Below are 21,751 nucleotides of genomic sequence, written 5' to 3'. Positions count from 1 at the left end.
GCCGGGGACACCGTCCCCACGTTCGGGTGGTTCCGGCCGTCGGCCGGGCGCGCCGCCGCTCAGTGCTCCCCGGTGTTCATCGTGCGCAGGATGGTGTGCTGGTCGATCCGGTCGCCGGTCAGCTCCGCGCACACCCGGCCCTTGTGGAACACCACGACCCGGTCGCACGCGTTGACCAGCTCGTCCAGGTCGGTCGAGCACAGCACGACGACCTTGCCCGCGTCGGCCACGCTGCGCAGCAGGGCGTGGATCTCGTTGCGCGCGCCCAGGTCGACGCCGCGGGTCGGGTCGTCCAGCAGCAGCACCGACGGGTCGGCCGCCAGCCACTTCGCCAGCACGACCTTCTGCTGGTTGCCGCCGGAGAGCAGGCCGGCCCTGGCGTCGACGTTCGGCGGCTGCACGCGCACCCGCGCCGCCAGCTCCTTCGCCGAGTCGCGCAGCGCGCCGGTCCGCAGGAGCACCGCCCCGGCCATCGCCACCGGCTTGACCTGGGCGATGTTCTCCCACACCGGTTTGTCGAGCATCAGCCCGACCCGCCGCCGGTCACCCGAGACCAGCGCCACGCCGGCGGCGATGGCCGACCGGAAGTCGTGCGGCGTGCCGCCGCCCGGCAGCACCACCGAGCCCCGGCTCGGCCGCCGGATGCCCGCGACGACCTCCAGCGCCGTCGTGTGGCCGGACCCCGCGAGCCCGGCCAGGCCGACCACCTCGCCGCCCGAGCACGTCAGGTCGACCCCGGCGAGCCGGTCGGGCACCACGACGTCGCGCAGCTCCAGCCTGGCCGCGGACGGCGTGCCGGTGGTGCGCACGGGCGTGGGCAGGTCCTGGCCCAGCATCGCGTGGACGATGTCGCCGATGGTCAGCTCCGCGCGCGGCCGGGCGTCGAGCACGGTGCGGCCCTCGCGCAGCACGGTGATCTCGTCGCACAGGTTCATGACTTCTTCGAGGATGTGCGACACGAACACCACCGCCACCTCGCGGTCGCGCAGCACCCGCAGGATGTCCAGCAGGCGGCTGGAGCTGTCCTTGTCCAGCGCGGACGTCGGCTCGTCCAGGATCAGCACGCGCGGCTCGACGATGAGCGCCTTCGCGATCTCCACGAGCTGGCGCTGGGCCAGCGACAGGGAACCGAGCTTCGCGCGGGGGTCGACGTCGAGGCCGAGCTGCGCGAGCACCGGCGTCGCCTTCGCCAGCATCGCCGCGCGGTCCAGCAGCAGCCCCTTGGTCGGCTCCCGCATCGGGTACAGGTTGGCCAGCACGTCCAGGTCCGGGAACAGGTTCAGCTCCTGCGAGACCACGGCGACGCCGTTGGCCGCCGCCTGCGCGGTGCTGGCGAACGCGACGTCCGCGCCCGCCAGCCGCAGCGTGCCCGAGTCCGGTGGCACCGCCCCGGTGATCACCTTGATCAGCGTGGACTTGCCCGCGCCGTTCTCGCCGAGCAGCGCGTGCACCGAGCCGGGGCGCAGCGTCAGGTCCGCACCGGCCAGCGCGGTGACCCCGCCGTAGGACTTGGTGATCCCGTGTGCGGTGAGCGCGTGCATCAGTTGGCCTCCCCGATGGGCCTGAGGTGCTTCGCCGGTTCGGCGAGCTGCCGGTCGGTCTCCGCCTTGAACGCGGCCTTGCGGGAGCCCTCGTCCTTCTGGCGTGCCATGATCTGGTCGATGTTGTCGGCGTTGACCACCAGCGAGCCGGTGTTCCACCACCCCTTGGGGAGGTCCTTGCCGCCGCGCTTGTGCTCGGCCAGCAGCCGCAGCGCGATGTAGCCCTTCATCCAGTGCTCGGGCGAGGCCAGCGCGAACACGTAGCCGTCCTTGACCGCCTGGAGCGCCGACACGTCCGGGTCGCACGAGCCCGCGAGGAACTTGCGGCCGGTGTTCTTCTGGATCAGCGCCAGCGACACCGCGTCCTGCGCGCCGACGCCGAGGTAGCCGATCGCGTCCGGGTGCGCCTTGACGATGTCGTTCCACTTGGTGAAGTTCGACGTGGGTTCCGAGCCGGAGTCGAACGGCCCGCTGATCCTCAGGCCGGGCCGCTTGGCCTCGATGACCGACTTCATGCCGTCCAGTCGCTGCTGGAGCAGGGTCAGGCCGGGGATGGCGTTGCCCAGCACGACCTCGCCGGTCGCGTTCTCCGGCACCTGCTTGACGAACTCCTCGCCGAGCAGCTTGCCCAGGTCGGTGTTGCTGTTGCCGATGTAGAGGCCGACCTCGGTGCCCCGCGGCGGCAGCGTGTCCACCGCGACCACCGGCACGTCGAGGTCCTTGGCCTGCCTGAGCGGTCGCACGAACAGGTCCGGCGTCAGCGTCTCCAGCGCCACACCGTCCGTGGAGTTGCGGATCGCCGACTGGAACAGCGACACCTCCTGCGGACCGTCCACGGAGGAGGGTGCGCTCAGCGTCAGGTCGACGTTCCCGGCGTCGTCCGCGGCGGCCTTCGCGCCGAACGCCATCTCCTGGAACGGGTTCTGCGTCGAGGTGGCGTACACGAACGCCATCTTGAGCGGCGCGTTCGCGGACGGCTCGGCCGTGCCGCAGCCGGCGACCAGCCCGGCGACGGCCAACGCCGCCACGTACCGTTGGGGACGCATCAGGACCTCTTTCCTACGCGGGGTTTCACAGGCCGAGCATCGATTCGCGCGCCCGCTGCCTGCTGCGCAGCGCGCTGTCCACCCCGACCGCCACCAGGACGACGAGACCGGTGGCGAAGCCGCTCCAGTTCGCGGGGATGCTGAAGTACACGAGCCCGCTGGAGACCACGCCCAGCAGCACCGCGCCGAACACCGCGCCCACCACGGTCGCGACGCCGCCGCGCAGCGGGGTGCCGCCGATGACCGCCGCCGCGATCGCCTGGAGCTCGAACCCGACGCCGATGTTCGGGTCACCGGACGTGAAGAACGCCAGGCCGAGCACGCCCGCCAGCCCGGCCACGGCCCCGACCAGCACCAGCACGTAGAGCCGGGTCCGCGCGATGGAGATGCCCGAGAACGCCGCCGCGTCCGGGTTGGAGCCGATGGAGCGCACCCGGTAGCCGAAGGGCGTCCAGCGCAGGATCACCGTGAGCCCGGCGGTGACCGCGACGAGGATCCACACGCTCACCGGCAGGCCGAGCACCTCGCCGCCGAGCACGGTGAAGAACGAGTGCTCCAGCGGCAGCCCGGTGACCTGCCGGCCGTCGCCCAGCGCGACCGCGAGCCCCCGGTACAGCTGCATCGTCGCCAACGTGGCCACGAACGCCGGGATCGCGATGTGCCGCACCACCAACGCGTTGGCCAGGCCGAGGATCGCGCCCAGCACGATGCCCGCGCCGCACGCCAGCCACGGGTCGAACCCGTCCCGCATCAGCAGCGCGGAGGTGATGAGCGAGAGCCCGAACATGGCGCCCACGGAGAGGTCGATCTCCCGCATCGCGAGGAGGAACGCCATGCCCGCCGCGAGCAGCGCCACGTACACGGAGTTGTTGAGCACGTCCTTCAACTGCCCGACGGAGAGGAACGTCGGGCGCAACGCGCCGATGACGAGCACGAGCAGGATCGTCGCGATCAGCACGCTGCTCGACTCCGCGCGCAACACCTGCCTGCCGAACCCGAGGACCGCGTTGCCGTTCCCCTCGCGGGTTGTCGTGATCCGTCGGTCTACCTCGGTCATGCCGCCTCCGTCCGCCCTGTACGGCCACCAGGGTGCGATGACGGGCAGGTGAACGCTTGCCCGATGGCGAACAGCCGTTGTCACCCAGCGCACCGACTGTGGCAGAGCGCACAGCGAACCGACAGCACCTCACTAGCGTCTGCCCACATGGGCAGCATCGAGGGGAAAGTGGCGCTGGTGACCGGCGCCGGTTCGGGCATCGGCGAAGCGGTCGCCCGCCGGTTGGACGCCGAGGGCGCGCGGGTGGCTGCGCTGGACGTGGACTCGACCGGGGCCGAGCTGACCGCGGGCCTGCTGACGCGCGGCATGGCGGTGGTCGCGGACGTCGCCGACTCCGCGCAGGTCGACGAGGCGGTGCGGACGGTCGTCGAGACCTACGGCCGGCTCGACATCCTGGTCAACAACGCGGGCATCCGCGGCGGGCAGGAGGCCGACGACGCGTTCGGGCGGCTCGCGGCGCGGCTCGCGGAGGCGGAGTCCGGCGCGCCGGAGACGATGCTGGACGCGACGGTGAACATCAGCGACGACGCGTGGCACCGGATGCTCGGCGTCCACCTGGACGGCACCTTCTACGGCACCCGCGCCGCGCTGCGCCACATGGAGCGCGGCGGCGTGATCGTGAACGTGTCCTCCATCTGCGGCCTGACCGGCTGCGCGCACATCCCGCACTACTCGGCGGCCAAGGCCGGCATCGAGGGCTTCACCAGGGCGGTGGCCCGCGACGTCGCGCCGCGTGGAATCCGGGTGAACTGCGTGGCGCCCGGTTACATCGACACGCCGCTGGGCGACGTGATGGCGCCGGTCGTGCGGCGCGACTTGGAGCGGCAGATCTCGTTGGGCCGGTTCGGCCTGCCGGCGGAGATCGCGTCGGCGGTGGCGTTCCTGGTCGGTCCGGACGGCACCTACGTGACCGGGCAGACGTTGAGCCCCAACGGCGGGTTCGTGATGAGCTGACCGCGGGCGGTCGGTCCACGGTGGACGGGCAGGGCCGGCGCCGGCCGGCGATGACGGTGGGTGCGCACCGTCATCGCCGACCGGCGCCGGTGGTCGCGTCGACCGCCCGCGACCCGACCACGTCGCCGGCGCTCAGTCCCGCCACGGCATCTCGTCGCGCATGCCGGTGTGGATGGCGTAGGCGTTCTTGACGGCCGCCTTCAACGCGCCCTCCACCCACCGCCGGTGGCGGCGGTCGCACGCGTCGTTGGCGAACCACACCCGGTTCACCGGTCGGATGACGTCGTCATAGGACGCCTCGCTCATCTCGTACGCCCGGAACAGCGGCCCGATGCCGCAGGCGAACCAGTCGAGCGCCCAGTCCTTGTAGACGCCGAACTCGAAGGTGTCCCGCGCCTCCGGGTGGATCTTGGTCAGGTCCTCCAGCGCCTGGGCCACGCACTCGTCGCCGGCCAGCGGCGTGTACGGCATGCTGTCCTGCTCCCAGCAGTAGGACGCGATCATCACCCCCTTGCGGAACCGGGTGTCCTGGCCGGCCGGCGGGTAGACGATGTTGCGGATCGCCAGGTCGGTGACCGTCAGCCCGTGCGTGATGCCGTACGCGCTCTCCCACCACCGCTCGCTGAACTGCATGAACAGCTTGTGCGCGCGCCCGTAGTAGGTGTTGCGGATCGCGTACCACTTGTCCGGGTCGAGGCCCTGGACCTCCATGTGCCGCAGGCTCGCGAACGGCACCGTCACCAGGCACTCGTCGGCGACGACCTCGTGCGACCGGCGGCCCGCCCGGAAGTGCACCCGGACCTCGGTGTCCGACTGGTCGACCGCGTGCACGAGCGCGCCCAGCCGGATGTCGTCCATCAGGTACGGCTCGAACGCCCTGGGCAGCGAGTCCGCGCCGTCCTCGATGTACACCAGTTGGCCGAACACGTCCTCGTAGTAGTGCGAGAACCACTCGACCAGCGAGAAGTGGTAGCGGCCCTCCAGGTTGAACAGCGGGCCCAGCATCGCCAGCGCGCCGTCGCCGAGCCCCCGCTCCTTCAGGTAGCCCAGCAGCGTGTACTTGTCGTACTCGTGGAGCAGGCGGTGCCACGCCTTGTCCTCGTCCTCCTGCTCCATGACGTCGACGAGCGGCTGGACGGTGTGCCGGAGCAGTTCGTGCGGCGCTTTGTCGGCTTCGGCGGGCGACAGGTCGAAGGTGAACTCCTCGCCCCGGAAATCGCGGCGGCGCACCCCTTTTCCCTGGAGGTAGACGAACGTGTCCTCGTCGTACATCGGGAACGGTTGGGTGGCCAGCCCGAACTTGTCCTCGATGAGCCACGAGACCAGCGGGTGCTGTTGCGGGAAGCGCATCGCGCCGAACTCGCCGTACATGTCGCCGGCGAACCCGCGGTGCGTGAGGATCCGCCCGCCCAGCCGGTTCTGGCCTTCCAGGATGGTGACGTCGTGGCCGGCTTCCTTCAACAGCAGACCGGCGGTCAGGCCGGCCATTCCCGCGCCCACGACGACGATCCGCCGACGCGGCGCGGAACTGTCCGGCAACCCTTCCCTGAGCAGTGCCAACGCATCCAATTCCATACGCAACATTCGCCCCGCGCCGGTCGCGCCCACAAGGCGCGCACTCCGAACGACCGCGGTTTTCCCCCGGTCCGGTAACGGGGGTCGTGCCGGTCACCCCGTTGCGTGACGCAGCGTCGGCGTACGGGCGACAGCCCGTCCCGATATCTGCGGAGAAGTCCCCTGAACGTGGCTCACTTCTTCGGGGTGATCGTGACCGGCACCGTGATCCGCGTCGCCGGGAGCGCGCCCGCCGTGACCGTGCCGCTGATCGTGCCGCCGACCGCCTTCGGGCCGGCGAGCAGGCGGAACACGAACGTCACCGACGCGCCGGCGGCGAGGCCCTGGTCGGCCGCGCAGGTGACGGAGCCCTGGCCGGCCGGGCACCCGACCCGGCGGTCGGCCGCGCCGTCGAACCGCACCAGCGGCCCGGCCACCAGGTTGCCGCCGGGACCGACCACCCGCACCCCGTCGGGCAGCGCCAGCACCAGCGTCGGCGCCGGCGCGCCGCCGGAGCCGGTGTTGCGCAGCGTCACGGGGAACTCGGTAGGCGGCCCGCCGGTGGGCAGCGCGAAACCGGCGGGCACGACCGGCGCGAGCGGTTCGGCCGCCGAAGGTGGCGCGGCGGAAGTGCCGGGCGGCTGACGCTCCGACGCGCCGGGCGCGCCGGGCGCGCCGGGCGCGTCGGTCGTGCCGGACGTGCCGGTGGGCGCGGTCGCGGTGGTGGACGCCGCGGCGCCCGGGGTGGCGGCGGTCGACGCGGCGGGCGCGGTGGTCGTCGCCGCGCCCGGCCCGGTCGTCGGGTGCGGCGAGGCGGGCGTCGGCGCGGCGGCCGGCGGCCGGACCGGCTCGGGACCGGGCCCGACGCCCAGGGTGGTCGCCAGCACCACCGCCGTCGCGGAGGCCGCCGCGCCGAGCCACTGCGCCGTCGACGTGGCCGAGTGGGCCGCCGCGCCCGCGCCGGTCGCCGCGGCGACGCCCGCCTTCGCCGGGCCCGCGGTCGCCGCCAGGTAGCCCGCCGCGCCCGGACCCAGCACCAGCGGCGCGACGAACGCGCGCAGCGTCCCGTTGACGTCGGCCAGCTCGTCGGCCAGCGCGCGGCAGTCGTCGCACCGGTCCAGGTGCGCCTCGACCTGCGTGGTCTCCCGCCGGGCGAGGCCGCGGCGCGTCCACGCGCCCAGCTTCGCGACGGTGGCCCGGCAGCGGCCGGAGGGGCTGCGCGCCAGGTGCGCCTGGAGGTACGCCTTCCGCAGGCCCTCGCGGGCCCGGTGCGCCAACGCCGACACACCGTTGGTGGTCAGCCCCAGCCGCGGTGCGACCTCGGCGGGCGACTGGCCCTCGATCTCGGTGTGCCACAGCACGGCCTGCCAGCGCTCGGGCAGGCTGGCGAACGCCCGCGACGCGAGCGAGCGCTCCAGCATCGCCAGCGCCGGGTCCTGGAACGGCACGCTGGTGGTCCGCTCGACCTCCGGGACGGCCGCCACGTCGTCGGCCAGCCGCAGCCTGCGGTCCCGCCGCGCCCGGTCGTAGGCGGCGTGCCGCAGCGCGGTGAGCAGGTAGGGGCGGAACGCCGACTCCGGGCCGCCGCCCGACCGCAGCGTGCCGAGCACCTTGGCGAACGCCTCCGAGACCAGGTCGTCCGCCTCGGCCTCGGAGCGGACCAGGCTCCGGGCGAGGTTGCGCGCGGCGCGCACGTGGCGCTCGTACAACCGCCCGTACGCCTGGACCGCGCCGCCGCGCACCGCTTCGACCAGCTCGACGTCGGAGGGCGGCGGGGACGGGTGCGGGCCGACCTCCGGTCGGAGCGCCCGGTCGAGGTCGTGGCGCAGCGCGGCCGGGTCGGCGGTCAGCCACCGTTCGACCTCGTGCTCGTCGGGCTGCCCGATCACCGGACGCCCCCCTCCCGATGCGGTGTGCAGGGTCGGGGGGACGATATCGGCCGGCGCGCGGGGCGCGGCGCGTGCCCGGTGGGTACCACGCGGCGCAACCGGCGACCGCCGGGCCACCCACCCGGTGACGGCCGCCTCACGCGGTCGGTGGCCGCGCGGCGCACGCCCGGCGACCGCCGGTCGCCCGGCCACCCGTCGGCGCACGCGCGCGGACCCGTTGCGGCACAGGCGACTCGTGTGCCGATCACCGCACCGGCGGACCTGACCGGGTGAGTGCCGATTCGCCGCGCCGGCGCACGGGTAGCCGAGGGGGACGTCGTTCCCCCCATCTCGACGAGGAGTCCCGCCTTGGCTTCCGACGACCTGTCCCACGACCGCAAGCAGGAGCAGCTCGACGCCTACCGGGTCGACCCGGCGGGCACGCGGCTGACCACCGACCAGGGCGTGCTGGTCGACCACACGGACGACTACCTCACCGTCGGCGAGCGCGGGCCGACCCTGCTGGAGGACTTCCACGCCCGCGAGAAGATCACCAGGTTCGACCACGAGCGCATCCCCGAGCGGGTGGTGCACGCGCGCGGCGCCGGTGCGTACGGCTTCTTCCAGGCGTACGACACCTCGCTCGCCGAGTTCACCTGCGCCCGGTTCCTCACCGACCCGGCGCTGCGGACGCCGGTGTTCGTGCGGTTCTCCACCGTCGCCGGGTCGCGCGGTTCGGCGGACACGGTGCGCGACGTCCGCGGTTTCGCCACCAAGTTCTACACCGAGCAGGGCAATTACGACCTGGTCGCGAACAACATGCCGGTGTTCTTCATCCAGGACGGCATCAAGTTCCCGGACTTCGTGCACGCGGTGAAACCCGAGCCGCACAACGAGATCCCGCAGGCCCAGTCCGCGCACGACACGTTCTGGGACTTCGTGTCGCTCCAGCCCGAGTCGCTGCACATGGTGATGTGGCTGATGTCCGACCGGGCGCTGCCGCGCAGCTACCGGATGATGCAGGGATTCGGCGTGCACACGTTCCGGCTGGTGAACGCCGACGGCCGGGGCACGTTCGTGAAGTTCCACTGGAAGCCCGCGCTGGGCACCCACTCCCTGCTGTGGGAGGAGTGCCAGCAGCTCGCGGGCGCGGACCCGGACTTCAACCGGCGCGACCTGTGGGAGGCCATCGAGTCCGGCCAGTACCCGGAGTGGGAGCTGGGCGTGCAGCTGGTTCCCGAGTCCGACGAGTTCGCGTTCGACTTCGACCTGCTGGACGCGACGAAGATCATCCCGGAGGAGCAGGTGCCGGTGCGGCCGGTCGGCCGGCTGGTGCTGGACCGGAACCCGCAGAACTTCTTCGCCGAGACCGAGCAGGTGGCCTTCCACACCGCCAACATCGTGCCCGGCATCGACTTCACCAACGACCCGCTGCTCCAGGCGCGCAACTTCTCCTACCTGGACACCCAGCTGATCCGGCTGGGCGGGCCGAACTTCGCCCAGATCCCGGTGAACCGGCCGGTCACGCCGGTGACGAACAACAACCGCGACGGCTACCACCAGACCCAGATCCCGGCCGGGCGCACCGCCTACACCAAGAACTCCCTCGGCGGCGGCTGCCCGGCGATCGCGGGCGACTTCCCGGAGGTGTTCAAGCACTACCAGGAGAAGGTCGAGGGCCACAAGATCCGCCGGCGCGCGGCGAGCTTCCAGGACTTCTACAGCCAGGCCACGCTGTTCTGGAACAGCATGTCCGAGGTGGAGCGCGAGCACATCGTGGACGCGTTCCGGTTCGAGCTGGGCAAGTGCGCCGACACCGGGGTCCGCGAGCGGGTGGTCGAGCGGCTCAACGCCGTCGACCACGGCCTGGCCCGGCTGGTCGCGCAGGGCATCGGCGTGACGCCGCCCGAGCAGGAGGTGACGCCCAACCACGGGCGCAGCTCGCCCGCGCTCAGCCAGCTCCTCGCGCCGACCGACTCCATCGCGACGCGCAAGGTCGCGGCCCTGGTCGCGGACGGCGTGGACGCGGTCGGCCTGGGGCGGGTGGCGGACGCGCTGCGCGAGCGCGGCGCGGTCGTGGAGCTGATCGGGCCCGTCGACGGCGCGGTGGCCGACGCGGACGGCGGGCAGGTGCCCGTCGACCGGGGCATCAACACCGTCGCGTCCGGCTTCTTCGACGCGGTGCTCGTGCCGTGCGGCCCGGACGTGGTGCGGGCCCTGTCCGGTGACGGGCGGGTCGCGCGGTTCGTGAACGAGGCGTTCCGGCACGGCAAGGCGATCGCCGCGTTCGGCGGCGGCGTGGACGTGCTGGGCGCGGCGGGGCTGCGCGGCGTGCGCGTCGCCGCGACCGACGAGACGTCGGTGGTCGCCGAGCACGGCGTGGTCACCACGGCGGCGGCGGCCGGCGACCTGGGCGACGACTTCGGCGCGGCGTTCGCGTCCGAGATCGCGCTGCACCGCGCCTGGGACCGGCCGAAGCTGCCCTGACGCCGCTCGGTGGCGTGCCACCGCCGCGACACGCCGAGCCGGTTCATTTCCGCGCGCCTTTTGCTGGTTTCCGGTAGGTTCCGCGACCATGACGGAACAGCAGGAGGTCCTCGCGGACTTCGGGTCGGCCGGCGTGCTCGCGGGCCTGCGCTGGGCGTACCTGTCGGCGACCACCCGCGCGCTGGAGGACTTCTCCGAGGCCGACGGCCACGACGCCGCCTGGCTCGGGAACACCCGGTTCACGCTGTTCCGCAACCGGCTGGACCGGGTGTTCCACTGCGAGCGCTACGCCGCGCCCGAGGAGCACTCGGGGCTGGACGAGCTGTACGCCCGGCTGTCCGGGCGGGACATCGAGACGATGCCGCGCGTCGCGCCCGGCGTGGTGCGGCGGTCCAACCTGAACAACAGCCCCGGCTGGGCCGTCGGCGACCGCCGCTTCCTGCTGGCGGCGGGCGAGTTCGGCAAGCTGGACGAGCTGGCCTGGGCGCGGCGCAGCACCACCAAGCAGCGGGTGGCGCTCCAGCGCGAGCCGCAGCCCGCGCAGCCGTCGCTGTTCGAGCACCTGGCCGAGGAGGAGGTCGGCGGCCTGTTCGCGCTCGGCGCGCGGAGCCTGGACCTCGACACGTTCGTCGTGGCGCACAGCCTCGACCCGGTGAGCAGGCAGGCCGAGCTGGTGATCGGGCGGGCGCGGCTGAACGCTGGCGGCGGTCCGGCGTGGGCGTGGCGCGCGGACGTGCTGCGGATGCCGGTCGCGGGCGCGAGCCGGCGCACGCCCGGCGCGGTGCCGGTCGCGCCCGACACCGCGCCGGACGCGCCGGTGCGCCTGCGCGGGCGTGCGGAGCGGGCGGTCGGCGGCGCGTCGGCGGCCGGGGGAGCGGTCGGCGGTGCGCCGGGTGCCGGGGCCTCGGGCGGCGGGCGGTCGCGGGCGGTGCGGTCCGGGGCCGGGCAGTTCGGCGCGGGGCAGTCCGCGGTCGAGCAGGCTGGGGTCGAGCAGGCTGGGGCTGGTCAGTCCAGGGCTGGTCGGGCTGGGGCCGGTCAGGCTGGGGCGGTGCGGTCCGGGGCCGGGCGGTCGGGTGGCGGGCAGCGGGACGGCCGTGCCGGTCGCGCCAGTGGTGAGCGGTGAACCCACGCACGCCCGCGCGGGCGGCGGATGTCGCCCCGCTGTTCGACGGATCCCGACTGACGCTGGCCAGGAAGCTCGCGGGGCTGCGCAAGAGCGACCTCGCGGGCCGGGTCGACAAGAGCCCGACCGCGGTCGCCGCGTGGGAGTCCGGCGCGAAGCGCCCGACCGCCGCGACGGTGGCGCGACTGGCGCTGAGCCTGTCGGTCGACCCCGGCTTCTTCGCGGTGCGCGCCGACGACGTGGCGGCCCTGAGCACCACGCCGCACTTCCGCTCGCTGCGCTCCACCAGCCAGCTCGCCCGCGACCAGGCGTTCGCCTACGGGCAGGTGGCGGTCGACGTGGCCACCAGCCTGGAACGCCACGTCGAGTTCCCCGAGCGGGACGTGCCGAGCCTGCCGGTGGCGGTGGACGACCCGGACGGCGACGGCCCCGAGCGCGCCGCGCGGCTGGTCCGCGCGCGGTGGGGCATCGGGCCCGGCCCGGTCGGGCACCTGGTGCGGCTGCTGGAGAACCACGGCGTGCTGGTGGTGTTCAGCCCGCCGCAGGCGGCGTCGGTGGACGCGTACTCGTTCGACAGCGCGCTGCGCCCGGTGGTCGTGCTCAACCCGGTCAAGCACGACTACTACCGGCAGCGGTTCGACGTGGCGCACGAGCTCGGCCACCTCGTCATGCACGGCGACGCCGAGCCGGGCAGCCGCGTCGTGGAGGACCAGGCGCACCGGTTCGCGGCCGAGCTGCTGATGCCCGCCGACGAGATCCGCGACCTGCTGCCCGCCTCGATGGGCGGCGCGGTGTGGCAGTCGCTGGCGCGGCTGAAGGAGCGGTGGGGCGTGAGCATCCAGGCGCTGCTCTACCGCGCCCGGTGGCTGGGCCGGCTCGGCGACGTGTCCTACCGCAACGCCATGGCGACCATCTCCGCGCGCGGCTGGCGGCGCGGCGAACCGGGCCTGGTGGCCGCGATCGAGCAGCCGTCCCTGCTGCCGAGGGCGGTCGAGCTGCTGGCGCAGGAGGGCGTCGACGACGGCCTGCTGGTCCAGCAGTGCCGGGTGCCCGTCGACCTGTTCCGCACCGTCACGGCCCGTGCGCCCGACCTGCGCGTCCCGGCGGCGGACACCACCCGCGCGCGGGTGGTGTCCATCCTGGACCGGCCGCCTACGGGGTGAAGACGCCTACGGGATGAAGACCTGGCCGGTCTGCGCGCCTTCGATCGACCGCACGTACGCCCGCGCGACGTCCGCCAGGTCGACCGACGGCATGCCGCGGAAGAAGTCGCCGTAGTCGGGCACGCTCTCGGTGACGATGGTGGGGCTCACGGCGTTCACCCGCTGAGGCGCGATCTCGATGGCGGCGGCGCGCACGAACGCCTCGATCGCGCCGTTGGCCAGCGACGCGACGCTGCCCGCCACGATCGGCTCGCGCGCGAGCACCCCCGTGACGAGGGTGAACGAGCCGCGTTCCGCGATGCGGGACACCCCTTGCCGCACCAGCTCGACCTGGCTGAGCACCTTGCCGCGGAGTCCCGCGTGGAAGTCGTCGGCGGTCAGCGCGGACAGCGGCTTGAACGGCACGTCGCCCGCCGCGCAGGCCACGGCGTCCAGCGGGCCCGCCGCGTCGTACAGGGCGGCGACCCCGGCCGGGTCGGAGACGTCGGCGCGCAGCGCGCCCGCGCCCCGGCCGACGGTGAGCACGTCGTGGCCGCGGTCGGCGAGGGTCCGGTGGACCGCCGAGCCGAGCGTGCCGGAAGCGCCGATGAGCATGATCTTCATGCCGTCGACGCTAAGCGGGCCGCGCCGGCGGGGGAAATGCGTTCCGCGGTGGAATTATGCTCCCCGGTTGTGAATGTGGAGCTGCGGCACCTGCGGGCACTGGCCGCGATCGGCGACGAGGGCACCATCACCGACGCCGCGATCGTGCTGCGGATCAGCCAGCCCGCGCTGTCGCGCACCCTGGAACAGCTGGAGCACCGCCTGGGCACGCGGCTGGTCGAGCGGACCACCCGCAGCCTGTCGCTCACCGAGGCCGGGCAGCGGCTGTGGGAGCACGCGCACCGCATCCTCAACCAGGTGGACGACGCGCTGGCGGAGGCGTCGAGCGGTCCGCGCCCGCTGCGCGTGGGTTTCGGCTGGGCGGCGCTCGGCAGGCACACCGTGCCGCTGCTGCGCGGGTGGCGGGACCGCCACCCGGACACGCCCGTGCGCATCCGCCGCTGCGACGACCCGGAGGTGGCGCTGCGCCGGGGCGAGGTGGACGTGGCGTTCCTGCGCACCACGCCGGCCGATCCCCGGTTCGGGGTCCGGGCGCTGTTCCGGGAGCCGCGCCTGGCCGCCGTCCCGGATCGGCACCCTCTGGCGGACCGGGACGCGGTGTCGCTGGCCGACCTGGTGGACCAGCCGGTCGCGCTGTGCGCCACGGCGGCGACCACCAGCGCGGAGCTGTGGCCGTCCGGCGCCCGCCCGCGGACGTTCGAGGTGCCGGGCGTGGACGAGTGGTTGACCACCATCGCGACCGGTGACGCGGTCGGGGTGACCACGGAGGCCACCGTCCACAGCCACCCGCACCCCGGCGTCCGCTACCTGCCGCTGGCCGACGCCGGCGCGGTGACCGTGCACCTGGTGTGGCCGCGCACGCCGACCCACCCGGCGACGCGCGCGTTCCGCGAGCACGCGGGGGCGCTGGCCGGAGCGGTCGCCGCGCCGCCCGGAGCGGGTGCGGTGCGCGGGTCGGCGTGAGGTCCGCGGGTCGGCCGTGAGGTCCGCGGGCGTTGCCGGTGCGACCCGCTCGGTCGTGGTCGCGGGCAGCGCCCGGTGTCCACCGCGTGGGTCCCGGCGGTGATCGCAGGCAGCGCCTGAGGGTCACCGGTGGCAGCGCCTGAGGGTGACCGGGAGGCGGTTCCCGGCTCAGCCCTCGTCCTCGGGGCCCTTGAGGTCCCACGCGCCGCGGCGGCGCACCACCAGCAGGTAGTACAGCGCCGCGACGACGGCGATCCCGGCCGTGATCGCGAGGCTCGGCCGTCCGACGGCCGGGTCCAGGGCGTTCTGCCACACGACGAAGGCGAGGGCGGCCAGCGCCAGCACGGGCGCCACCGGGAACCACGGCATCCGGTACGCGGCGTGCGCGGTGGTGCGGTTGCGCCTGCCGTTGAGCGCCGCCAGGCACAGCGCCACGTACACCGCGACGATCGACGTGGCCGTCACCACGAGCAGGAAGTCCTTGTCCGCGAAGCACAGCGCGGTGGCGAACGCGCCGGTGGCCAGCGTCGCCACCCACGGCGTGCCGGTGCGCGGGTGGATGGCGGCCAGGCCCCGGCTGATCGCGCCCGGCCACGCCGCGTCCCGGCCGGTGCTGAACACCATCCGGGACGTGATCAGGATGATCGCCAGCACCGCGTTGAGGATGGCCAGGGCGACCGCGAGGCTGATCACCGCGTTCACCGTCGACCCCGCCCGAGCGGTGACGAAGTGGCTCATCATGTTCTCCGCGCCGAACAACCCCTCCAGCGACGGCGCGCCCACCAGCACGGCGGTCACCGGGATCAGCTCCGAGGCCACGGTGATCCCCAGCGCCCACAGGATGGCGCGGGCGATGCCGCGGTGCGCGTCGGAGGTCTCCTCGCCGAAGTACACCGCCGAGCCGTAGCCGTTGTAGGCGAAGATCGCCACGGCCGCCGCGCCGGCGACCAGCCCGGCCGACGCGGGCCCGACGACGCCGCCCGACGCCGCCACCGGGTTCGCCAGCAGGTCGCCGAGCGACCGGGCCGGGTCGACCAGGCCCAGTGCGCTCACCACCACCAGCGCGACCATCTCGATGGCGAGGAAGACACCGGTGATCCACGCGTTGAGCTGCACGTCGAACACCGCGAGCACGGTCGCGCCTGCCGTGGCGACGGCCGCCACCACCGGGCCGGACAGGCCGGGGAACAGCACCTCCAGGTAGGTGCCGACGCCCAGCGCGATGACGGCGATGATGAGCAGCTGGGTGACCATGAGCAGGCCGAGGGTGACGAAACCGGGCAGCTTGCCCAGGGTCCGCGCGACGATGGCGTACTCGCCGCCGCTGAGCGGGTAGGCGGAGGCGAGTTCGGCGTAGACGAACGCCATGAACACGCCCACCACGGCCGCGACCAGGAAGCTCCAGAGCGCGCCGCTGCCCGCCTGCCCCACCACGCCCGGCGCGATGATGAAGACCGACGAGGCGGGCGAGATCGCGGAGAGCGTGATCAGCAGGGTGCCGAGCACCTTCAGCCCCCGGCGCAGGGCGGGCGGCCGGCCACCTCCGGGCGAGGGCCGGTCGGACCGGTCGCCGGCCGGTGCGGGTGCGGCCGGCGACGGGTCGGCGGGCGCGGGTGACGGCCGGTCGGGCGATCGGTCGGCGGGTGCGGGTGAGGACGACGGCGGACGATCCGACATGGCGGTCTCCTTGGTCGCGGTTATTTGACTGGCCATCAAAGAACTCGGCGACGTCCGCGTCAATACCAGATCGGGACACGACTAGGTTTCGATGGGTCGCACTTGCGTTCTTTGATGATCAGCCGAAGAATCGGTGCCATGCCGAGACCCAGCCGGGCACACGAGAAGCGCGGGGAGCTGGTCGCCGCAGCCCGCCGGGCCGTCCTGGACCGGGGCGTGCTCGACCTGCGCCTGCGCGACGTCGCGGACCGGGCCGCCATGTCCACCGGTTCGGTGCTGTACTACTTCCCGACCCTCGGCGACCTGCTCTACGAGGTGCAGCGGGAGGCGATCGAGCGGTTCTGCGTCGACCGGGAGGAAGCGGCCCGCCGCGAACCCGACCCGCGCCGCAGGCTGGTCGGCGCCATCCGCGCGGGGCTGCCCACCGGTCGGGACGACGAGCTGTGCGCCCTGATCTACGAACTCGGCGCGCACGCCCGCCGCGACCCGGCCTACGCCGCGCAGCACATCCGGCTGTGCGAACGCCAGGTGGCGCTCTACACGGCCGTCCTGGAGGCCGGCGCGGCGACCGGGGTGTTCGACCTGACCCGTGACGCGACCACCATCGCGCGCGGCCTGGTCGCGCTCGAAGACGGCCTCGGCCTGCACATCACGCAGGCCGTGCCGACGTTCACCACCCCGCAGGCCGAGGCGATCCTGCTGGCGTTCGCGGCCGACGCCACCCGATGCGACCTGGAGGACCCGAATGCGCGCACGTGACCTCGGCCTGCGACTGCCCGGCGAGCCGGGGCGGCACAACGCCATCACCGACGTGCCCGGCGTCGAGGTCGGCTACACCACGCTCGTCGAGGGCGACGCGGTGCGGACCGGCGTGACGGCGATCCTGCCGCGCGGCCGGTCGGACTTCGACGTGCCGTGCGCCGCGGGGTGGTTCTCGCTGAACGGCAACGGGGAGATGACCGGTACCGCGCTGCTCAGCGAGACCGGCGCGCTGCGGCTGCCGGTGCTGATCACCAACACGCACGCGGTCGGCCCGTGCCACCGGGGCGTGATCGAGTGGGTGGGCCGGGAGAAGCCGGCGGTCGCCGACCAGTGGCTGCTGCCGGTCGTGGCGGAGACCTGGGACGGTTACCTCAACGACATCAACGGGCCGCACGTGCGGCCCGAGCACGCGATCGCGGCCATCGACGCGGCGCGCGGCGGTCCCGTCGCCGAGGGGTCGGTCGGCGGTGGGACCGGGATGAACTGCTACGCGTTCAAGGGCGGCAGCGGCACGGCGTCGCGCGTCGTGCCGTACGGGGCCGACTCCTACGCCGTCGGCGTGTTCGTGCAGGCGAACTTCGGCTCCCGCAAGGAGCTGACGGTGTGCGGCGTGCCGGTCGGCGAGGCGCTGGCCGACGACAACCCGATGGAGGACGGCGACTGGAGGTCACCGCCCGGCGCGGGCTCGGTGATCGCCGTCGTCGCCACCGACGCGCCGTTGCTGCCCGGCCAGTGCACGGCGCTGGCCAGGCGGGTGCCGCTGGGCCTGGCCCGCACCGGGACCACCGGGTCGCACTTCTCCGGCGACATCTTCCTGGCGTTCTCGACCGGGAACGCGGGCACCCAGACGCCGTCGGCGTTCCCCGAGGGCGAGCCGGGTTACGACGTGCTGCGGCACGTGCCGTGGAACCGGATGGACGACTTCTTCACCGCCGTCGTGCAGGCGGTGGAGGAGGCGGTGCTGAACGCGCTGCTGGGCGCGACGGAGATGGTGGGGCGTGCCGGCCGCCGGTCGCCCGCGTTGCCGGTGGACCGGTTGCGGGAGCTGCTGCGCTGATCTCGGGGCACGTTCCCTGCCTCCGTGGTGGGGTGCGGGCGGACTCCTGTGCCGTGTGGAGCGTGCCGTGTGGATGGTGCGGTGTGCGCAGTGGACGGTGCGGGTGTGTGTCCGGCTTGCGCGTGGGAAGGGCGTCCGCTCGGCTGCTCGGGGACGACCGCGGGCCGGCGCGACCGCCGGCCCGCGATCACGCGGCGCGTCGTCGGCTCACCGGTCGCAGCCTCGGCGGTGCGGACGGCACGGGCGTCCCGGTCGCGTCCGGGCGCGGCTCGTCCTCGGCGGCCTCCTCCTCGGGCGCGTCGGGGAGGCGCTCCGCCAGTCGGCCGCCGTCCGGACCGCGCCGCCCCCGGTGCACGACCACCAGCAGCAGCAGGCCCACGACGAGGATGGCGTGCGACGTGACCCGTTGGACGGTCGCCTGCCCGGTCGCGAGGTCCTGCACCGAGTACGCGCCCAGCAGCACCACGAACCCCGCGACCACGGGCAGCATCCCGGTGGTGGCGCGGGGGCGCAGGGCCGTCCAGAGCAGCCCGAGGCCCAGGGCGAGGTTCCACGCCGTGCTCTCGTTGAACAGGTGGGTGCCGTCGACGCCGTGCGCGCCATGCCCGGCCACCTCCGTCGACGTGCCGAGCACCTGCGCCAGCCCCAGGGTGATCTGGGCGACCGCCACCCCGGCCAGCGCGCCGCGCGGGTACCAGCCCCGAGTCGGCTCGGACTGGACGACGCCGGACGGCGCGGGACTCTTGGGCGCGGTGCCGGTGGTGGGCGCCGCGCGGTCGGGGCGTGGCTTGCCGCTCTCGTCGGTCGTGCCGCTCCCGATGGCAGCGCCGCTCGCGTTGGCGGTGCCGCTCGCGTTGGCGGTGCTGCTCTCGAACGTCGTACCGATCGCGGGTGTGGCGTTGCCTGCGGGTGCGGTGCCGTCCGGACGTGCGGTGTCCGTCGGGGCGTAGGTTCCCGACCTGACCGCGTCCAACACCGAACCGACCAGGTCCGGCGTTGCTACGGCAGGCCGAAGGCGCAGCGAGCGCGTCAACGCCGCCGCGCCGTCCTCCCACGCCCGGCACGCCGCACACCCGCTGACGTGCGCGTCCGTGTCGCCGGCGGGCACCGGCTCGGGCTCCCCGTCCAGCCGCGCCGACAGTGCCTCCCGACAGGTCTCGCAGTCCACGGTCCTATTGTCGGTCAACCGGGCTTGGGAGTTCCCGGCACCGGGTGCACTAGCCTGATCGATTGTGTCGATCTCACGCGGTGATGACGACACGGTCACGACGTGGGCGTTGTCCGCCGGATCGGGTGACCGTGCCGCGTTGGAGCGTTTCATCCGAGCCACCCAACGCGACGTGTGGCGGCTGGTCGCCCACCTGACCGACCCCGGTCGGGCCGACGACCTGTCGCAGGAGGTCTACCTGCGGGCGCTGCGCAGCCTGCCCGCCTTCGAGGGCCGCTCGTCGGCCCGGACGTGGCTGCTGTCCATCGCCCGGCGGACCGTCGTCGACCACATCCGGGCCGCCGGGTCGCGCCCGGCGATCGCGTGGTCGGCGGACGTGCAGCAGGCGTCGGACGCCCGGCGGTCCGCCGAGAGCTCCGCCGGGTTCGAGGACGTCGTCGAGCTGAACCTGCTGCTGGCCGGGTTGGCCCCGGAACGCCGGGAGGCCCTGCTGCTGACGCAGGTGCTCGGCCTGTCCTACGCCGAGGCGGCGGAGGTCTGCGGTTGCCCGATCGGGACGGTGCGCTCGCGCGTCGCCCGGGCGCGCGAGGACCTGCTGCGCGGCCAGGGTCACGAGGACATGAGCACCGGGTGACCGGCGGGCCCGGCCGGACGGGGGCGTCCGACCGGGCCCGGGTGTCCCGCGCCGCGCTCAGGTGTTCTGCCGTGCCCGGATGCTTTGCCGTGCCCGGATGCCCTGCCGGGCTCGGTGTCCCGGAGTGCCGGGTGCGCTGCCGTGCTCAGCCGGCCCGGTGGTGCCCCCTGGTCGGCACGTGCCACCGCACGGCGTGGTGGGTGCCGTCGGCGGTGGTGGCCTGGCCGACGACCGTGCCGTTGTCGTTCAACGCCACCGGCACGCTGAACGCGCCGCCCAGCGTGCCCAGGTCGATCACCCGGCCGTGCCGCCACAGGAACGCCCGGTCCTCCCCGGACGCCGAACTCCACCCGACGACGTCACCCGAGTCGCTGATGGCCACCGCCTCGGCCGGGCCGGGCACGTCCAGGACGACCTGGCGGCCGGCGCGCCACACCGTGGCCCGCTTGGTGCCCGTCGCGTCCTGCGTCCAGCCGACGACGTCGCCGCGCTCGTTGATCGCCTGCGGGTTGTCCGCCACCCCACCCGTGCCGCCGGGCAGCACGGTCACCGCGTCGCCCTCCCAGCGCAGCGGCCGGTTGTCGCGGGTGCCCACGACGACGCCCGCCTCGTTGGCCGCCGACACCGAGTACCCGCCGGTGCCGGGCACGTCCGCGAGCCGACCGCACGACGTCCCGCGGCAGCGGAACGCGTAGCCGTCGGTGCCGGACATCGGCCGGTACGAGCCCGCGACCAGGCCCCGGTCGTTGATCACCGAGATGGTCAGGTGCGGTCCGCTGGTGAGCTGGAGGTCCAGCGCGCGGCCGTCCCGCCACAGCGCCGCGGCCTCCTGGTGGTAGCCGTACGGCGACCGCGAATAGGTCATCGGCACGTCGCCGTTCGCGTTGATGGCCGACGCGATCACCCAACCCGAGCCGGCCGGCGCGAGGTCGGTGGTCGTGCCGTCGTGCCAGATCCTCGGGTGCTGCACGTAGGTCCCGCTGCCGCCGCGGTACTCCAGGCCCAGCACCTGGCCGCGCCGGTTGATCGCCGTGGCGTTGCCCGCGCCCAGCTCGGTCGTCGTGCCCCGGTGCCAGAGCACGGCGCGCGGCGCGCCGCCGCCGGAGCTGGTGCCCGCGACCTGGCCCAGGTCGTTCACGCCCACCACGCGGGCGGTGGTCTGGCCGGGCAGGGCGGGTAGCTCGGTGATCGTCACGCGGCCGGTGGCGTCGGCGGCCGGTGCGGCGAGCAGCGGCAGGGTCACGGCCAGCAGCAGTGGAACCAGCAGACGGGACTGGGGCATGGTCGCTCCGATGTGGAAGGCGTTGGCGGCCTGCCCCCGGACGTTATTCGCTCCGGGGTGGCACATGCGTCGGCCGGACAGCGGAATGACCGCGCCGCGCCGCCGGCGCCGGTCACCGGCCTGACCCGGATGGCGCACGGTCCGCGCGGGAACACCGACCGGACGGCGGCTAGCCCCGGTCCAGCGGGTTGTTCCGCACCCGTTCCGCCCAGCCGGTGCGCATGAGGCCGGCGGCGGCGCAGTCCGGTTTCCGGTCCGCCTGGTCCGCCGCCCTGGCGAGGAACCCGGACGCGAAGCCGAGCCGGGGGAAGCGGGCGAGCAGCGCCTCCCGGAAGTCGGGCGGGAACTCGTCCAGCCGGCGGCCGGAGACGTCGGCGCTCACCGCGACCTGCAACAGGTGGCTCTCGGGGTCCACCTCGGCCGGCACGTCGTCGCGCATGTGCAGGACGATCACCTCGGCGAGCCGGTCGCGGCGGGGCGCGGCCCAGCCCGCGCCGGCGGCGAAGACCTTCGCCACCCGGCCGCCCGCCTCCTCGAACGGCAGGGTGTGGCTGTCGAACGGCGGCGTCAGCGCGAGGTCGTGCAGGAGGGCGGCGACGTAGAGCAGCTCGCCGTCGTGCTCGACGTCCTCGATCGCGGCGCGGGCGGTGGCCCACGAGTAGGCGCGCAGGGAGTGGTTGCGCAGCCAGGGCTCGGTGTGCTCCTCGCACACCTCCAGCGCCGCGCGGGCCGCTCTGGAGTCGGGCGCGGTGAAGTAGTGGTCCACGCGGCGAGCCTAGCCGGCGCTCGCCTGCTCACGCCGGCTCGTGCCT

The 21,751-nt window shown here is 74.0% G+C and carries 18 protein-coding genes; 8 read left to right on the top strand and 10 right to left on the bottom strand.

Annotated elements, in window-relative coordinates; all coding sequences use genetic code 11:
• Positions 1 to 59: 59 nt before the first annotated feature.
• From C8E97_RS20340 to C8E97_RS20330, 3 genes are read right to left on the bottom strand one after another with little or no spacing between them, the layout of a single operon-like run.
• A complete protein-coding gene (locus tag C8E97_RS20340; protein WP_121007129.1) occupies positions 60 to 1,541 on the bottom strand; it encodes a sugar ABC transporter ATP-binding protein in 1,482 nt (493 codons plus the stop codon).
• Entirely contained in the window at positions 1,541 to 2,587 is a 1,047-nt protein-coding gene (locus C8E97_RS20335) for a sugar ABC transporter substrate-binding protein (RefSeq protein WP_121007128.1), read from the bottom strand. The genes C8E97_RS20340 and C8E97_RS20335 overlap by 1 nt, the downstream gene beginning before the upstream one ends.
• A 25-nt stretch (positions 2,588 to 2,612) precedes the next feature.
• Positions 2,613 to 3,644, bottom strand: coding sequence for an ABC transporter permease (locus C8E97_RS20330; protein WP_121007127.1), 1,032 nt, complete (start codon positions 3,642 to 3,644; stop codon positions 2,613 to 2,615).
• Positions 3,645 to 3,791: 147 nt separating this feature from the next.
• Here C8E97_RS20330 and C8E97_RS20325 point away from each other — a divergent pair, with 147 nt between their 5' ends.
• The gene (locus tag C8E97_RS20325) at positions 3,792 to 4,598 is read left to right on the top strand and encodes an SDR family NAD(P)-dependent oxidoreductase (RefSeq protein ID WP_170211928.1); all 807 of its coding nucleotides are present in this window, start codon (positions 3,792 to 3,794) and stop codon (positions 4,596 to 4,598) included.
• Between the two features lie 132 nt (positions 4,599 to 4,730).
• Here C8E97_RS20325 and C8E97_RS20320 read toward each other — a convergent pair whose 3' ends face one another.
• Positions 4,731 to 6,137 (bottom strand): flavin monoamine oxidase family protein, encoded by a 1,407-nt coding sequence (locus tag C8E97_RS20320; RefSeq protein WP_170211927.1) that lies wholly within the window; start codon positions 6,135 to 6,137, stop codon positions 4,731 to 4,733.
• Positions 6,138 to 6,346: 209 nt separating this feature from the next.
• Positions 6,347 to 8,041: a sigma-70 family RNA polymerase sigma factor gene (locus tag C8E97_RS20315; RefSeq protein ID WP_121007124.1), complete on the bottom strand. Its 1,695-nt coding sequence runs from the start codon at positions 8,039 to 8,041 to the stop codon at positions 6,347 to 6,349.
• Between the two features lie 348 nt (positions 8,042 to 8,389).
• On the opposite strand from C8E97_RS20315, the gene C8E97_RS20305 reads away from it, so the two are divergent.
• The 3 genes from C8E97_RS20305 to C8E97_RS20295 all read left to right on the top strand — a co-directional run bounded on the left by C8E97_RS20305 (position 8,390) and on the right by C8E97_RS20295 (position 12,793).
• Positions 8,390 to 10,507, top strand: coding sequence for a catalase (locus tag C8E97_RS20305; RefSeq protein ID WP_121007122.1), 2,118 nt, complete (start codon positions 8,390 to 8,392; stop codon positions 10,505 to 10,507).
• Between the two features lie 88 nt (positions 10,508 to 10,595).
• Positions 10,596 to 11,630, top strand: coding sequence for a hypothetical protein (locus C8E97_RS20300; protein ID WP_211347319.1), 1,035 nt, complete (start codon positions 10,596 to 10,598; stop codon positions 11,628 to 11,630).
• Positions 11,627 to 12,793: a helix-turn-helix domain-containing protein gene (locus C8E97_RS20295; RefSeq protein ID WP_121007121.1), complete on the top strand. Its 1,167-nt coding sequence runs from the start codon at positions 11,627 to 11,629 to the stop codon at positions 12,791 to 12,793. Before C8E97_RS20300 ends, C8E97_RS20295 begins: the two co-directional genes overlap by 4 nt.
• Positions 12,794 to 12,799: 6 nt before the next feature.
• Here C8E97_RS20295 and C8E97_RS20290 read toward each other — a convergent pair whose 3' ends face one another.
• The gene (locus C8E97_RS20290; protein ID WP_121007120.1) at positions 12,800 to 13,396 is read right to left on the bottom strand and encodes a short chain dehydrogenase; all 597 of its coding nucleotides are present in this window, start codon (positions 13,394 to 13,396) and stop codon (positions 12,800 to 12,802) included.
• A 69-nt stretch (positions 13,397 to 13,465) separates the two neighbouring features.
• Here C8E97_RS20290 and C8E97_RS20285 point away from each other — a divergent pair, with 69 nt between their 5' ends.
• A complete protein-coding gene (locus C8E97_RS20285; protein WP_121007119.1) occupies positions 13,466 to 14,359 on the top strand; it encodes a LysR family transcriptional regulator in 894 nt (297 codons plus the stop codon).
• A 168-nt stretch (positions 14,360 to 14,527) separates the two neighbouring features.
• Here the strand turns inward: C8E97_RS20285 and C8E97_RS20280 are convergent, their stop codons facing one another.
• A complete protein-coding gene (locus C8E97_RS20280) occupies positions 14,528 to 16,036 on the bottom strand; it encodes an APC family permease (RefSeq protein ID WP_121007118.1) in 1,509 nt (502 codons plus the stop codon).
• A gap of 138 nt (positions 16,037 to 16,174) precedes the next feature.
• Here C8E97_RS20280 and C8E97_RS20275 point away from each other — a divergent pair, with 138 nt between their 5' ends.
• Both C8E97_RS20275 and C8E97_RS20270 read left to right on the top strand, forming a co-directional pair.
• Positions 16,175 to 16,795: a TetR/AcrR family transcriptional regulator gene (locus C8E97_RS20275; protein WP_121007117.1), complete on the top strand. Its 621-nt coding sequence runs from the start codon at positions 16,175 to 16,177 to the stop codon at positions 16,793 to 16,795.
• On the top strand, positions 16,782 to 17,855 hold the full coding sequence (locus tag C8E97_RS20270) for a DmpA family aminopeptidase (protein WP_121007116.1): 1,074 nt from the start codon (positions 16,782 to 16,784) through the stop codon (positions 17,853 to 17,855). The genes C8E97_RS20275 and C8E97_RS20270 overlap by 14 nt, the downstream gene beginning before the upstream one ends.
• Positions 17,856 to 18,042: 187 nt before the next feature.
• Here C8E97_RS20270 and C8E97_RS36155 read toward each other — a convergent pair whose 3' ends face one another.
• Positions 18,043 to 19,023, bottom strand: coding sequence for a zf-HC2 domain-containing protein (locus C8E97_RS36155; RefSeq protein WP_246019036.1), 981 nt, complete (start codon positions 19,021 to 19,023; stop codon positions 18,043 to 18,045).
• Positions 19,024 to 19,087: 64 nt separating this feature from the next.
• On the opposite strand from C8E97_RS36155, the gene sigC reads away from it, so the two are divergent.
• Positions 19,088 to 19,657 carry an RNA polymerase sigma factor SigC gene (sigC, locus tag C8E97_RS20260; protein ID WP_121007115.1) on the top strand — a complete coding sequence of 190 codons (570 nt, stop codon included), beginning with the start codon at positions 19,088 to 19,090 and terminating at the stop codon, positions 19,655 to 19,657.
• Between the two features lie 145 nt (positions 19,658 to 19,802).
• On the opposite strand, the gene C8E97_RS20255 is transcribed toward sigC, so the two are convergent.
• Entirely contained in the window at positions 19,803 to 20,939 is a 1,137-nt protein-coding gene (locus tag C8E97_RS20255; RefSeq protein ID WP_170211926.1) for a hypothetical protein, read from the bottom strand.
• A gap of 169 nt (positions 20,940 to 21,108) precedes the next feature.
• Positions 21,109 to 21,705 (bottom strand): HD domain-containing protein, encoded by a 597-nt coding sequence (locus C8E97_RS20250; RefSeq protein ID WP_121007113.1) that lies wholly within the window; start codon positions 21,703 to 21,705, stop codon positions 21,109 to 21,111.
• Positions 21,706 to 21,751: the final 46 nt, after the last annotated feature.

Source organism: Saccharothrix australiensis, from assembly GCF_003634935.1.
Taxonomy (GTDB): domain Bacteria; phylum Actinomycetota; class Actinomycetes; order Mycobacteriales; family Pseudonocardiaceae; genus Actinosynnema; species Actinosynnema australiense.
The sequence above is the reverse complement of the archived record's forward strand: the minus strand, read 5'-3'. Positions and strand labels throughout refer to the sequence as shown.

Bases quoted from the DNA above. Each gene is read 5' to 3' on its own strand.
- C8E97_RS20280 (WP_121007118.1), bottom strand. From the start codon at position 16,036: ATGTCGGATCGTCCGCCGTCGTCCTCACCCGCACCCGCCGACCGATCG.
- C8E97_RS20300 (WP_211347319.1), top strand. From the start codon at position 10,596: ATGACGGAACAGCAGGAGGTCCTCGCGGACTTCGGGTCGGCCGGCGTG.
- C8E97_RS20330 (WP_121007127.1), bottom strand. From the start codon at position 3,644: ATGACCGAGGTAGACCGACGGATCACGACAACCCGCGAGGGGAACGGC.
- C8E97_RS20275 (WP_121007117.1), top strand. From the start codon at position 16,175: ATGCCGAGACCCAGCCGGGCACACGAGAAGCGCGGGGAGCTGGTCGCC.
- C8E97_RS20290 (WP_121007120.1), bottom strand. From the start codon at position 13,396: ATGAAGATCATGCTCATCGGCGCTTCCGGCACGCTCGGCTCGGCGGTC.
- C8E97_RS20255 (WP_170211926.1), bottom strand. From the start codon at position 20,939: ATGCCCCAGTCCCGTCTGCTGGTTCCACTGCTGCTGGCCGTGACCCTG.
- C8E97_RS20340 (WP_121007129.1), bottom strand. From the start codon at position 1,541: ATGCACGCGCTCACCGCACACGGGATCACCAAGTCCTACGGCGGGGTC.
- C8E97_RS20325 (WP_170211928.1), top strand. From the start codon at position 3,792: ATGGGCAGCATCGAGGGGAAAGTGGCGCTGGTGACCGGCGCCGGTTCG.
- C8E97_RS20335 (WP_121007128.1), bottom strand. From the start codon at position 2,587: ATGCGTCCCCAACGGTACGTGGCGGCGTTGGCCGTCGCCGGGCTGGTC.
- C8E97_RS20270 (WP_121007116.1), top strand. From the start codon at position 16,782: ATGCGCGCACGTGACCTCGGCCTGCGACTGCCCGGCGAGCCGGGGCGG.